The 13,470-nt window shown below is 32.2% G+C and carries 12 protein-coding genes and 1 pseudogene; 7 read left to right on the top strand and 6 right to left on the bottom strand.

The annotated features are described in order from the left end of the window. The first annotated feature begins 292 nt into the window (after window positions 1-292). The 3 genes from ACKTSW_RS11340 to ACKTSW_RS11330 all read left to right on the top strand — a co-directional run bounded on the left by ACKTSW_RS11340 (window position 293) and on the right by ACKTSW_RS11330 (window position 2,920). Complete coding sequence (locus tag ACKTSW_RS11340) at window positions 293-1,063, top strand: LytR/AlgR family response regulator transcription factor (RefSeq protein WP_408025378.1); 771 nt, start codon at window positions 293-295, stop codon at window positions 1,061-1,063. Between the two features lie 76 nt (window positions 1,064-1,139). Next, a complete protein-coding gene (gene pyrF, locus ACKTSW_RS11335; RefSeq protein ID WP_408025377.1) occupies window positions 1,140-1,955 on the top strand; it encodes an orotidine-5'-phosphate decarboxylase in 816 nt (271 codons plus the stop codon). A gap of 227 nt (window positions 1,956-2,182) precedes the next feature. Further along, window positions 2,183-2,920, top strand: coding sequence for an ABC transporter substrate-binding protein (locus tag ACKTSW_RS11330; RefSeq protein WP_408025376.1), 738 nt, complete (start codon window positions 2,183-2,185; stop codon window positions 2,918-2,920). Here ACKTSW_RS11330 and ACKTSW_RS11325 read toward each other — a convergent pair. The 6 genes from ACKTSW_RS11325 to hutH form a co-directional block, all read right to left on the bottom strand. Then, window positions 2,909-3,046: a hypothetical protein gene (locus ACKTSW_RS11325; RefSeq protein ID WP_408025375.1), complete on the bottom strand. Its 138-nt coding sequence runs from the start codon at window positions 3,044-3,046 to the stop codon at window positions 2,909-2,911. The genes ACKTSW_RS11330 and ACKTSW_RS11325 overlap by 12 nt on opposite strands. A 221-nt stretch (window positions 3,047-3,267) precedes the next feature. Further along, the gene (locus tag ACKTSW_RS11320; protein ID WP_408025374.1) at window positions 3,268-3,975 is read right to left on the bottom strand and encodes a DUF4197 domain-containing protein; all 708 of its coding nucleotides are present in this window, start codon (window positions 3,973-3,975) and stop codon (window positions 3,268-3,270) included. Between the two features lie 62 nt (window positions 3,976-4,037). Next, entirely contained in the window at window positions 4,038-4,202 is a 165-nt protein-coding gene (locus ACKTSW_RS11315; protein WP_408025373.1) for a DUF5522 domain-containing protein, read from the bottom strand. Window positions 4,203-4,288: 86 nt separating this feature from the next. Next, on the bottom strand, window positions 4,289-4,837 hold the full coding sequence (locus ACKTSW_RS11310; RefSeq protein WP_408025372.1) for a DUF4136 domain-containing protein: 549 nt from the start codon (window positions 4,835-4,837) through the stop codon (window positions 4,289-4,291). An 11-nt stretch (window positions 4,838-4,848) separates the two neighbouring features. Further along, the gene (locus ACKTSW_RS11305; protein WP_408025371.1) at window positions 4,849-6,843 is read right to left on the bottom strand and encodes a urocanate hydratase; all 1,995 of its coding nucleotides are present in this window, start codon (window positions 6,841-6,843) and stop codon (window positions 4,849-4,851) included. Window positions 6,844-6,858: 15 nt separating this feature from the next. Beyond that, a complete protein-coding gene (hutH, locus tag ACKTSW_RS11300; RefSeq protein ID WP_408025370.1) occupies window positions 6,859-8,349 on the bottom strand; it encodes a histidine ammonia-lyase in 1,491 nt (496 codons plus the stop codon). 78 nt (window positions 8,350-8,427) lie between these two features. On the opposite strand from hutH, the gene ACKTSW_RS11295 reads away from it, so the two are divergent. From ACKTSW_RS11295 to ACKTSW_RS11280, 4 genes and pseudogenes are all read left to right on the top strand, one after another. Then, window positions 8,428-9,318 carry a LysR family transcriptional regulator gene (locus ACKTSW_RS11295; protein WP_408025369.1) on the top strand — a complete coding sequence of 297 codons (891 nt, stop codon included), beginning with the start codon at window positions 8,428-8,430 and terminating at the stop codon, window positions 9,316-9,318. 59 nt (window positions 9,319-9,377) lie between these two features. Beyond that, complete coding sequence (locus ACKTSW_RS11290; RefSeq protein WP_408025368.1) at window positions 9,378-9,701, top strand: hypothetical protein; 324 nt, start codon at window positions 9,378-9,380, stop codon at window positions 9,699-9,701. A 71-nt stretch (window positions 9,702-9,772) separates the two neighbouring features. Then, window positions 9,773-13,213, top strand: a complete 3,441-nt coding sequence (locus ACKTSW_RS11285; protein ID WP_408025367.1) for a methylmalonyl-CoA mutase family protein — start codon at window positions 9,773-9,775, stop codon at window positions 13,211-13,213. Between the two features lie 108 nt (window positions 13,214-13,321). Further along, window positions 13,322-13,470: pseudogene (locus tag ACKTSW_RS11280) on the top strand (IS3 family transposase); the annotation flags it as partial.

Here is a 13,470-nt window from a genome sequence, read left to right as displayed (position 1 = left end):
GTGAAAAAACAATTTTAAGAAGTCAGTAACATTTGACGTAAAAACACCAAAATATTAATTACTTTTAAGTTTTTAAAACCTTACTATTCTTTACTGTTTTTAAAAGACTCATTTACAGTATCCGTTGCTTATATAATAAGCTGTCAACTCTTTTTTTATGAATTGCTATTATTAAGTGTGTGCTTTAACTAAAAAACTAAATTTTAATATTTCTTTAACTAAACTTTAATAGGTCTAGAGTTAGGGTTTTTCTTCTCCCAAGCTGTTATAATTGTTAGAAAACAAAATGCACATGAAAGTTTCAATCCTAATCGTTGATGATGAAAAACCAGCTAGAATTAGATTTAAAAAGTTAGTAAATCAATATGATTTTTTAAAAATTGTTGGTGAGTGTTCTTCGGGGGTAGACGCTATCACAAAAATCAACACTTTAAATCCTGATGTAGTTTATCTAGATACCAAGATTAATAATATGACGGGGTTTGATATCATAGAAAAAATTACTTTATCTAAAAAACCTATTTTTATTTTTACCGCATCTTCTAATAAACATGCTGTTAAGGCTTTTGATTACTTTGCCTTTGATTACCTTTTAAAACCACTACAAGAAGATCGTTTTTATGCTTCTATTAAAAAGGTTATTGATTACAAAAAAATAGAAAAGCTATCTAATTTAGATAATATCTTAGATTTTGTAAAAAAGAAGACCCCAGTAGAAATACCTGTAAAAGGAACTAAGATTAATATTAAATCTGGGAATAAAATAATTTTCTTGGAGCGAAACTCTATCAAATATATTTCTGCTTCAGGCTATTATGTAGAAATTTTTACTACTGATAATAAAAAATACTTATTAAGGGAATCTTTATCAAGTATTATTAAAAGATTAAACTCAAATCTTTTTATTAGAATACATAGATCTACAATAATTAACTCCAATTTTATTGATGAAATTATCACTTCTAACTACGGAGAAACAGATGTAAAAATTAATGATAATAAAACCTTCAGAGTAAGTAAAAGCTACAAAAAAGATTTTCAAGAACTTATGGGGGTTAAATAATTATTGTTTTATTTCTTGCTACAAGTTTACCTTCTGTTATTGAATTATTACCTTTGCTTAACTTTTACAATAACAAATGACAACACAACAACTTGTATCTGAAATTCAAAAAAAGAAATCTTTTTTATGTATTGGCTTAGATGTTGATTTAAACAAAATCCCACCTCATTTACTGAAAGAAGATGACCCCATTTTTGCTTTTAATAAGGCTATTATTGATGCTACACATCATCTTTGTGTAGCCTACAAACCCAATACTGCTTTTTATGAAGCTTATGGAATAAAAGGTTGGAAATCTCTTGAAAAAACCATCAATTATTTAAACGAAAAGCATTCTGAAATTTTTACTATTGCAGATGCTAAACGTGGTGATATTGGTAATACTTCAACTATGTATGCTAAAGCTTTTTTTGAAGATTTAGCTTTTGATTCGGTAACTGTTGCTCCTTATATGGGAAAAGATTCTGTTGAACCTTTTTTAACTTTTGAGGATAAACATACTATTATGCTTGCTTTGACTTCTAACCAAGGGGCTTTTGACTTTCAAACAAAATTAGTTGAGGGTACCGAATTATACAAGCAAGTCATAGAAACTTCAAAATCATGGAATAACTCACAAAATTTAATGTATGTTGTAGGAGCAACAAAGGCTGAGTATTTAGCTGATATAAGAAAAATTATTCCTAAGAATTTTTTATTAGTTCCAGGTGTTGGTGCACAGGGAGGAAGTTTAGAAGAAGTTTGTAAATATGGAATGACAGAAACTATTGGTTTATTAATCAACTCTTCTCGTGGAATAATTTATGCTTCTAATAATAATGATTTTGCCGAAGAAGCAGCTAAAAAAGCCAAGAAACTACAAGCAAAAATGGAGGAAATTCTCAAATCATAATTTTTAAATTATATTGTAAGTATTCTTAAGAGAACAAAAAACAGCAATACACTTATAACTGAAGGTGATTTTGGTTATTGGGAAGTTACTCAAAACAAGGAACTGTTTTGGCAATACAATAAAAAAGGGGTTACTGGAGAGGGGATATTCTTATGAATATGATAGTAACAGTACTAAAAACTTAAACTAAAACAACTATCAAATCTAACAACTTACAATTTAACAAGATGTATAAACGAATAGTTTCTTTAGTACCTAGTCAAACCGAATTACTCGTAGATTTAGGGTTAGAAGAAAATATTGTTGGGATAACTAAATTCTGTACTCACCCTACACACATAATAAAAATAAAAACTATTGTTGGCGGCACCAAAAACATAAAAATTGACAAAATCAAAGAGCTTCAACCAGATATTATTCTTTGTAATAAGGAAGAAAACACTAAAGAAATAGTTGATGCTTGTAAACAAATAGCATTTACCCATGTTTCTGATATTTTTACGCTTACTGATTCTTTAGAATTGATTTCTTCATACGGAAGTTTTTTTGAAAAAGAAGTTGAGGCTAAAAAAATGATTAGCAACTTGGAATCTAAAATAATAGATTTTAAAAAATTTATTTCAAACAAAGAAAACATAAAAGTAGCCTACTTTATTTGGAGGAATCCGTGGATGGTTGCTGCAAATAATACATTTATAAACCATCTATTGGAACTCAATAGATTTGAAAATGTTTACGCAAATGAAAAGAGATACCCTGAAGTTGACATGCAAGATATTGAGAGGAGAGAACCTGAATTAATTTTTCTCTCTTCAGAGCCTTTCCCTTTTAAAGAAAAACACATTAATGAAATAAAGCAATACACAAATAAAGCTACACCTATCTTGGTGGACGGTGAATACTTTTCTTGGTATGGTAGCAGGTTACTAAAAGCTTTTGATTATTTTAAACAATTACACAACTGAGTTTGACATATCTTCATCTAAATACTTAATTCTATTTAGCTTTTCTAATATCTTCATTGCTTTAAATGCTGAGCGGTCGCTTTTACACTCATCTTCATACTTATAATCATTAGCTGTCTCAACCAATCTACAATATCTTTCTTCAAGATGTTTTCTATATCTCCGTAATTGATTAATTCTTGACATTTTAATTAAGCTGGATTAAACGTTTTATAAATATACATATTTATTTGATTTACAATAAAATAAAATATACTTTAAATATAAAATGGAAAAACAGCTATAATCACATGTTTCAAAAAACAAAAAACTCTTGAAAATCAAGAGTTTTTTGTTTGTATTAATAATTACTTATTATCCTGTAATGCAAAAACTTGTCGTAAAAGAGCTGTATCTCGCAACCCTACTTTTTCACGAATTCCTTTTTCTTCAACAGCAATCATTGTAAATACTCCTTCTAAAGCTTCTGTAGTAACATAATCAGTTAAATCTGGATTTACTTTTTTAACTAATGGAATGCTGTTATATTTTGAAATTAAGTTTGACCAAATTTTATCCGCTCCTACTTTTGAAAATGACTTTTTAATTACTGGATTAAACTTGCTATACAAAGCTGTTGTTGTTTTACCCTCCAAATAAGAAGTAGCCGCATTATTGGCTCCTAATAAAATATTTTTAGCATCGCTAAATGTAATTTCCTTTACAGCATTAACAAAAATGGGAGTTGCTGTCTTCACAGCATCTTCAGCAGTTCTATTTATGGCTTTTAACCCCTCATCTGCTAAATTAGCTAACCCAATACTGCGTAACCCTTTATCAACTGCTTGTAATTCTTTTGGTAATAAAATTTTTACCAGATCATTTTTATAAAATCCATCTTTTGATGTTAACTTAGTTACTTGGTGTTGAATACCATTATCTAAAGCTTGACGTAAACCTCTCCCTATTTGCTCTTGCGTTAATATTCCTCCTTGAGGCAATTGATTTACCACTTTTTGTAACTCAGCACATCCCATAAAAGTTAGTGCTGTAAAAAATACTACTATTTTTTTCATCTTTATATTTTTGTTTGATTCTATATATACTTTAGAAACAATAAATAAATTATTGTCACATGTTATTTGAAACTATCGGTGTTTTTATCATATCCATACGGACAGTGTTTACATCCACTTTTACAACAATACCCTCGTCGTAAATGGTATGCTTCTTTAAAAACCCTATACCCTTGCTCATTGGTATAATACTCTTCAGGTGTAGGTTTTAAAATCTTATTTCTCATGGTACAAATATCATAAAAAATACGTTAAGCAGATTTATTTTTCTGCTTAACGTATTTACATATTAATTTTTAATAAAAATTAAATCTTACTTTTTAGCATTAGGAGGATACTTCGCCATTATCTCAGCTACAAACTTTTTAATACGTGCATCTTTTTTTTCTACACTGCTCGTACTTAAAGCTCCAGTACCAATTCCTTGCCATACCAATTGTTTATCTTTAGCATCAATAATATCTAAGAATAATGTACCTTCCGTATACTTATTTACATTTAACTGATTGGCTCCTCCCCACATCCATGGGTTCCATCCCCAACCGTAGCCTACTCCCCAACCAACGTTGTTATCGTTTATATTGATACGCTCCCTTGATTTCGTAAATAAACTTACCAATACATCAGGAGTAGCAGATTTTGTCATTCCTTTAGCAGACAGTTCAGTTTCTATAGCTCTCATAATACGTTTCTTATCTAGATCTGAAACCTGGGCTTTGTCTATTCCTGTTTTGTAAAAAGCAAATGTTTTATACTGGTTAAAGTCTGTTTGCGTATCATAATCAGTCATCACCCTTACCGAACTACATGAAGTAATTAGTAAAGCTACAATTGGCAAAAAAAGTAATTTTATTTTTTTCATTTTCTTAGGGTTTACACGTCTTCTAACAATGCATCATCTACTAAGTTTGGAAGTGTCACTTTTAGTTTCTTTTCGACTTCCATGGCGCGCTTAATGGCAAAAATAGCTTCATTATTTCGTGCCCAACTACGTCTTGCAATTCCATTATTCACATCCCAGAAAAGCATTGATTTTAAGCGTCTTGATGCATCTTTAGAACCATCAAGAAGCATGCCAAATCCACCATTAATTACTTCTCCCCATCCTACTCCACCTCCGTTGTGAATAGAAACCCAAGTAGCTCCTCTAAAACTATCTCCAATTACATTATGAATTGCCATATCGGCTGTAAAACGAGAACCATCATAAATGTTTGAAGTTTCTCTATACGGTGAGTCGGTTCCTGAAACATCGTGATGATCACGACCTAATACTACCGGCCCTATTTTTCCTTTTTTAATTGCTTTATTGAAAGCTTCAGCAATTTTCATGCGTCCTTCAGCATCTGCATATAAAATACGTGCTTGTGAACCTACGACTAACTTATTTTCTTGCGCTCCTTTAATCCACTGAATATTGTCCAACATTTGCTGTTGGATTTCTTCTGGAGATTTTTTCATTATCTTTTCCAAAATCTTACAAGCAATTGCATCTGTCTTAGCTAAATCTTCTGGTTTTCCTGAGGTACATACCCATCGAAAAGGACCAAAACCATAATCAAAACACATAGGCCCCATAATATCTTGTACATAGCTAGGGTACTTAAACTCTCTTCCTAAAGTTGGGTTGGGATTCATTACATCAGCTCCTGCTCTGCTCGCTTCTAATAAAAAAGCATTTCCGTAATCGAAAAAATAAGTTCCTTTTTCTGTATGTTTATTAATTGCTTTTGCATGACGACGTAACGTTTCTTGTACTTTTTCTTTAAATAATTCAGGATTGTTAGCCATCATTTCATTTGATTCTTCAAACGACATATCTACTGGATAATATCCTCCTGCCCAAGGATTGTGTAACGATGTTTGATCTGAACCTAAATCGATATAAATATCTTCTTCAGCAAACTTCTCCCAAACATTCACAATATTTCCTAAGTATGCTAACGAAACTACTTCTTTATTTTCTTTTGCTTTTCTAACACGCGTTACCAACTCATCTAAATCTGTAATCTTTTCATCAATCCAACCTTGATTTAAACGAACCTGTGTTATTTTTGGATTTACCTCAGCACAAACAGTAATACAACCAGCTATATTTCCTGCTTTTGGTTGTGCACCACTCATTCCTCCTAACCCTGAAGTAACAAATAAGTTTCCTTTAGGTTCTTTTTTAATCTTACGGAATCCGTTTAACACAGTAATCGTTGTTCCATGTACAATTCCTTGTGGACCAATATACATGTAACTTCCAGCTGTCATTTGTCCGTATTGAGTAACTCCTAAAGCATTATATTTTTCCCAATCATCTGGTTTAGAATAATTCGGAATCATCATTCCATTAGTTACTACTACTCTTGGTGCATCTTTATGCGAAGGAAATAAGCCCATTGGGTGTCCTGAATACATTACCAATGTTTGTTTATTTGTCATTTCTGACAAATATTTCATAGTTAGTAAGTATTGAGCCCAATTAGAAAACACTGCTCCGTTCCCCCCATAGGTAATTAATTCATGCGGGTGCTGTGCTACAGCATAATTCAAATTATTTTGAATCATTATCATAATTGCTTTTGCTTGCTCCGACTTCCCTGGGTATTCTTCAATAGATCGTGCATACATTTCATAATCAGGACGGAAACGATACATATAAATTCGCCCGTACTTTTCTAATTCTTCAGCAAATTCAGGTAGTAACTCTTCGTGATGTTTTTTATCAAAATAGCGCAATGCATTACGTAAAGCTAACTTCTTTTCTTCATCAGTTAAAATTTCTTTACGTTTTGGTGCATGATTTATCGTAGTGTCATACTCCTTTTTTGAAGGCAGTATCGTTGGTATTCCTTGTTTTATTTGTTCTTTAAATGTCATACTAATTTTTTTAAATTATACTACCGTAAATTCTTGATTTTTAACCATCATTACTAAAGTATTTATATCGTCTTTTAATACGCGATCTTCTTCTAGTTTAGCCACTTTATTTCTAACTAATTTAAAGTTTTCTTCAATAATTACTGAGAATGTATTAGGTCTTCTAAAATCCATTGCTTGTGCAGCATACATTAACTCAATAGCAAAAATCTTATCTAAATTTCCTAAAATTTGATTGAATTTTCTTCCTGAGATACTTCCCATAGAAACATGATCTTCTTGACCTAATGAGGTTGGAATACTATCAGCCGAAGGCGGGAAACATAACGATTTGTTTTCTGTAACTAAAGCTGCTGTTGTATACTGCGGAATCATAAATCCTGAGTTTAAACCTCCTGCTTCAGTTAATAGCCTAGGTAGTCCGTACTTACCTTCTAATAATAAATAACAACGTCTGTCAGAAATATTTCCTAGCTCTGCTGCTGCAATAGAAGCGTAATCTAATGCCATTGCTAAAGGTTGTCCATGGAAATTTCCTCCTGAAATAGCTTCTGTTTCACTTAATACAATTGGGTTATCTGTTACCGAATTCATTTCTATTTCTGCCAATTCATTTAAATGGTTAAATGCATTTCTAGACGCTCCATGTACTTGCGGCATACAACGAATAGAATACGGATCCTGTACTCGTTCACATTCTAAATGGTTTTCTACATTTTGAGAATCTTTTAATAACATTCTAATACGCTCAGCAACTTTTAAATTTCCTTTAAAAGGTCTAATGGCATGTAACTCCTCTCTAAAAGGTGAAGCGCTTCCTTGGAAACCTTCTAAACTCATAGTTCCAGCAACATCAGCTAAGTTTAATAAATATTCCATCTTTTTTAACCCTACAATTGCATGGGATAAAATAAACTGAGTTCCGTTAATCAACCCTAGCCCTTCTTTTGCCATTAAAGTTAATGGATTCAAGCCATGACTTGCTAGCACTTCTTTTGCAGGTAAAATCTCATCTTTAACCCAAAAATCTCCCTCTCCTAACAATGGTAAGAACAGGTGTGATAACGGAGCTAAGTCTCCTGACGCACCTACTGAACCTTGTTCTGGTACTACAGGTAACATATTATTTTCAATAAAATAAATAATACGCTCAATCATTTCTAAACGAACTCCCGAAAAACCTTGACATAATGCATGTACTTTACATATCATCATTATTTTAGATATTGTTTTATCTATAGGGTTTCCTACACCAACTGCATGTGTTATTAGTAAGTTTTCTTGTAACTTACTAGTTTCTTCAGGTGTAATTTGTACATCACATAAAGGACCAAATCCAGTATTAATACCATATACAGCAGCATCAGAATTTGCCATTGTTTCTACTCTCTTTCTACATATATTAACCTTCTCTTTTGCTTCTTCTGTAATTATTGCCTTTAAAGTTTCGTTTGCTATCGCAATTACTTTATCTACCGTTAAATGATCTATCCCGTATTTAAACATCTTATTTACTTCGTTTTCTACAAAATTACCTCTATTTTTGATACCAAATAATACTATTTAATACATCTATTAATAATTATGAGTTATCAAACAGAACTACGACACCTTCGCTACTTTTTAACCGTTGCTGAAGAGTTACATTTTCGCAAAGCCGCAGAACGATTATTTATTTCACAACCAGGTTTAAGTAGACAGATAAAACAAATGGAAGATGATTTAAATATTGAGTTATTTAAAAGACATAACAGAAAAGTTGCATTAACTCCTGCTGGTTTATATCTAAAAGATGAAATCTCTCGAAACCTTAAAAACCTAGATAACATTATTAATCATGCTAAATTGTTACAAGATGGAAAACAAGGAAAGTTAGAGTTTGGTTATGTCGGTTCTGCTATGCAAGAGATTATCCCTAATTTATTAGTTAGTTTTAAGAAGAAACATACAAATGTACAGTTTGGCCTAAAAGAAATGGACAATGAAAAACAAATTGAAAATCTATTACATAAAAAAATTGACATTGGCTTTGTGAGATTAGATAGGGTGCCTAGAGGCTTAAATATTCAACCTGTGTTAAAAGAAAATTTCTGTTTAGTCTTACCTAAAAACCACCTAATAAATAACCAGAACTTTAAAAACTTACATCAACTAAAAAACGAATCTTTTATTTTATTCGATCCCTCTTACAGTCCATCCTATTATGAAAAGGTAATGCAAATTTTTACAGATAGTGGTTTTACTCCTCTCATATCACATAATACAATTCATGCAGCTTCTATTTATAAATTGGTAGAAAATAACTTTGGCCTTTCAATTGTACCAAAATCACTACAACAAGGATATAATATGAATATTAAATTCATTGAACTAGATAAGATTAATCAACACACAACGCTTTCAGTCGTATGGGATAAAGACAATAGAAACCCTTTATTAAACACTCTACTCAAGATGATTACGAAAAATAACTAAAGTTTTATTATTTTAAATTGACTATTTTTACATCCAAATTTTAGCTATAAAAACTAATAGTGATATTTATTTTAAAACATATAATTCCAAAAGGTTTTGCCGGATTAACACTATATCCATTTATCTTTTTAAAAAGAAAAGAATTAAAAGAGAACCCTGTTTTAATAAATCATGAAAAAATACACCTAAAGCAACAGTTAGAGCTCTTAATTATATTCTTTTATCTTTTTTATTTCCTAGAATGGTTTTCTCGATTATTAATTTACCGTAATACTTCAAAAGCATATAACAATTTAAGTTTTGAACGTGAAGCCTATAAAAATGAGCATAATTTAGAATATATCACTACTCGAAAGAGGTGGGCTTTTTTATCTTATTTATAATTGCTAAAACATCCCGCTATTTTTTTAAGATTTCCGTAAATTGCGTACCCGAAAATTAAGACTATTTACGAATGGAACAAATAACACCTTATAAACCTAAACACAAAGTACGAATTGTAACCGCAGCCTCTCTATTTGATGGGCATGATGCCGCCATTAATATTATGCGTCGAATTATTCAATCTACTGGAGTAGAGGTAATTCACTTAGGACATGATAGAAGTGTTGAAGAAGTAGTTAACTGTGCGATTCAAGAAGATGCGAATGCTATAGCTATGACTTCGTATCAAGGTGGACATAACGAGTACTTTAAGTATATGTACGATTTATTACAAGAAAAAGGTGCTGGACATATTAAAATATTCGGTGGCGGTGGCGGAGTAATTCTTCCTGAGGAAATCAAAGATTTGATGGACTATGGAATTACTCGTATTTACTCTCCAGATGATGGTCGTGAATTAGGGCTGCAAGGAATGATTAATGATTTAGTTCAACAATCAGACTTTGCCATTGGAGATACATTAAATGGGGAAGTAGATAAATTAGCCGATAAAGAAGTTGGTAGTATTGCTCGTGTAATTTCAGCTGCTGAGAACTTCCCCGAAGTTGCTAAAGAAGCTCTAGACACCATTCATAAAAAAAATAAAAACTCTAAAACACCAGTATTAGGAATCACTGGTACGGGTGGTGCTGGTAAATCGAGTTTAGTAGATGAATTAGTTCGTCGTTTCTTAATTGATTTTCCTGAAAAAACTATCGGATTAATCTCTGTTGATCCATCAAAAAGAAAAACTGGAGGTGCTTTATTAGGAGACCGTATTCGTATGAATGCGATTAATAACGAACGTGTATACATGCGTTCATTAGCTACACGTCAATCCAACTTAGCGTTATCAAAATATGTAAACGAAGCAGTAGAAGTTTTAAAAGCTGCAGAGTTTGATTTAATTATCTTAGAAACTTCTGGTATTGGACAATCAGATACGGAAATTATTGAACATTCAGATACTTCGCTATATGTAATGACTCCTGAATTTGGTGCTGCAACACAGTTAGAAAAAATCGATATGCTTGATTTTGCTGACTTGGTAGCTATCAACAAATTTGACAAACGTGGTGCTTTAGATGCCTTACGTGATGTAAAGAAGCAATATATGCGTAACAATAATTTATGGGATGTTCATATGGATGACATGCCTGTTTTTGGAACAATTGCATCTCAGTTCAACGATCCAGGAATGAATTCGCTGTATAAAGCAATTATGGATAAATTGGTTGAAAAAACTGAGGCTGATTTACAATCTACTTTTGAAATTACGAAAGAAATGTCTGAAAAAATATTTGTAATTCCTCCAAGTAGAACTCGCTATTTATCTGAAATTTCTGAAAACAATCGCGCTTACGACAAAAAAGTTGATGAGCAAGAAAAAGTAGCTCAAAAGCTTTATGGAGTATATCAAACCATTTTATCTGTAATTCCAAATGAAGTAACAGAATCTTTCCTTACAAAAAATGGAATTGATCAAGATGAAATTCAGAAGCTAGTTCAAGAGGAAGAACTACCATTTGTGAAATTATTATTTGCTCAATTTGACAAAATAAAACTTAATCTTGACCCTCATAACTGGGAAGTTATTTTAAACTGGCAAGAAAAAGTAAAAAAATACAAAGATCCTATTTACTCATTTAAAGTACGTGACAAGGAAATTAAAATAGAAACTCATACAGAGTCGCTTTCACACACACAAATACCGAAAGTAGCTTTACCAAAATACCAAGCTTGGGGTGATTTATTACGTTGGAATTTACAAGAGAATGTTCCTGGTGAATTTCCATATGCTTCAGGATTATATCCATTTAAGCGTACTGGAGAAGATCCAACACGTATGTTTGCTGGTGAAGGTGGACCAGAGCGTACCAACCGCCGTTTTCACTACGTAAGTTTAGGAATGGACGCTAAGCGTTTATCAACTGCTTTTGACAGTGTAACTTTATATGGTAACGACCCAGGACACAGACCTGATATTTATGGTAAAATTGGTAATGCAGGAGTGTCTATTTGTTGTTTAGACGATGCAAAAAAATTATATTCTGGTTTCGATTTAAGTCACGCGATGACTTCAGTTTCTATGACCATTAATGGTCCTGCTCCAATGTTATTAGGATTCTTTATGAATGCTGCTATCGATCAGAATTGTGAAAAGTACATCAAAGAACACAAACTAGAGAAAAAAGTTGAGGCGAAACTTAAAGAACTATACGACGATAAAGGAATTGATAGACCGAAATACAATGGTGATTTACCAGAAGGTAATAACGGGTTAGGGTTATTATTGTTAGGTGTTACTGGTGATCAAATTTTACCTGCAGACGTGTATGCTGAGATTAAAACAAATACTTTAGCACAAGTACGTGGTACTGTGCAAGCAGATATTTTAAAAGAAGATCAAGCACAAAACACCTGTATTTTTTCTACAGAATTTGCTTTACGCTTAATGGGAGATGTTCAAGAGTATTTTATTGAGAAAAATGTCCGTAATTTCTATTCAGTATCTATCTCAGGGTATCATATTGCAGAAGCGGGTGCAAATCCTATTACACAATTAGCGTTAACCTTGGCTAACGGATTTACTTATGTAGAATACTATTTATCTAGAGGAATGGATATTAATAAGTTTGGGCCAAACTTATCATTCTTCTTCTCAAATGGTATCGACCCAGAATATGCAGTAATTGGTCGTGTAGCTCGTAAGGTTTGGGCGAAAGCTTTAAAACATAAATACGGAGCAAATCCAAGAGCTCAAATGTTAAAATATCATATTCAAACTTCTGGACGTTCATTACACGCGCAAGAAATTGATTTTAATGATATTCGTACAACACTACAAGCTTTATATGCGATTTACGACAACTGTAATTCGTTACATACGAATGCCTATGACGAAGCGATTACTACTCCAACAGAAGAATCGGTACGTCGTGCGATGGCTATTCAGTTAATTATTAATAAAGAATTAGGATTGGCTAAAAATGAAAACCCAATTCAAGGTTCATTTATTATTGAAGAATTAACCGATTTAGTAGAGGAAGCAGTTTTAACTGAGTTCGATAGAATTACAGAACGTGGTGGTGTACTGGGAGCTATGGAAACCATGTACCAACGTTCTAAAATTCAAGAAGAGAGTTTATACTATGAAACCTTAAAACATACAGGTGAATTCCCAATTATTGGGGTAAACACCTTCTTAAGTTCTAAAGGTTCTCCAACGGTAACTCCACAAGAAGTTATTCGTGCTACGGAAGAGGAAAAACAGTTCCAAATTAAAACTAAGGAGAGTTTAAACAAAGCTCATGAAGATAAAATAGAACAACTTTTAACTGAAATGCAAGATGCTGCTATTAATAATCAAAACCTTTTTGAAAAATTAATGGATGCTACTAAAGTTTGTTCCTTAGGTCAAATTACCGCTTCATTGTTTGAAGTTGGTGGTCAATACAGACGAAATATGTAAGCAAACAATGTTTGCTTATGAGTATTTTAAACCTTCACAAAAAGTGAAGGTTTTTTTGTTTGTAAACTTGTCCCGTCCTGAAATAAGTTGACACAAAATCGACTTATTATGAGTAAAGGAGTAAACAAGCGGGTTAAGCGCACCCAACGCGATTACAATTTAGGCTTTAAATTAGCCTTAGTAGCCGAGGTAGAAAAAGGCAACTACACCTATAAGCAGGTACAAAAAGTCTATGGTATTCAAGGTAGGAGTACTGT

The organism is Tenacibaculum sediminilitoris, from assembly GCF_964513795.1.
Lineage (GTDB): Bacteria > Bacteroidota > Bacteroidia > Flavobacteriales > Flavobacteriaceae > Polaribacter > Polaribacter sediminilitoris.
The sequence above is the reverse complement of the archived record's forward strand: the minus strand, read 5'-3'. Positions and strand labels throughout refer to the sequence as shown.

Bases quoted from the DNA above. Each gene is read 5' to 3' on its own strand.
- ACKTSW_RS11340 (WP_408025378.1), top strand. From the start codon at position 293: ATGAAAGTTTCAATCCTAATCGTTGATGATGAAAAACCAGCTAGAATT.
- pyrF (WP_408025377.1), top strand. From the start codon at position 1,140: ATGACAACACAACAACTTGTATCTGAAATTCAAAAAAAGAAATCTTTT.
- ACKTSW_RS11330 (WP_408025376.1), top strand. From the start codon at position 2,183: ATGTATAAACGAATAGTTTCTTTAGTACCTAGTCAAACCGAATTACTC.
- ACKTSW_RS11320 (WP_408025374.1), bottom strand. From the start codon at position 3,975: ATGAAAAAAATAGTAGTATTTTTTACAGCACTAACTTTTATGGGATGT.
- ACKTSW_RS11315 (WP_408025373.1), bottom strand. From the start codon at position 4,202: ATGAGAAATAAGATTTTAAAACCTACACCTGAAGAGTATTATACCAAT.
- ACKTSW_RS11310 (WP_408025372.1), bottom strand. From the start codon at position 4,837: ATGAAAAAAATAAAATTACTTTTTTTGCCAATTGTAGCTTTACTAATT.
- ACKTSW_RS11305 (WP_408025371.1), bottom strand. From the start codon at position 6,843: ATGACATTTAAAGAACAAATAAAACAAGGAATACCAACGATACTGCCT.
- hutH (WP_408025370.1), bottom strand. From the start codon at position 8,349: ATGTTTAAATACGGGATAGATCATTTAACGGTAGATAAAGTAATTGCG.
- ACKTSW_RS11295 (WP_408025369.1), top strand. From the start codon at position 8,428: ATGAGTTATCAAACAGAACTACGACACCTTCGCTACTTTTTAACCGTT.
- ACKTSW_RS11285 (WP_408025367.1), top strand. From the start codon at position 9,773: ATGGAACAAATAACACCTTATAAACCTAAACACAAAGTACGAATTGTA.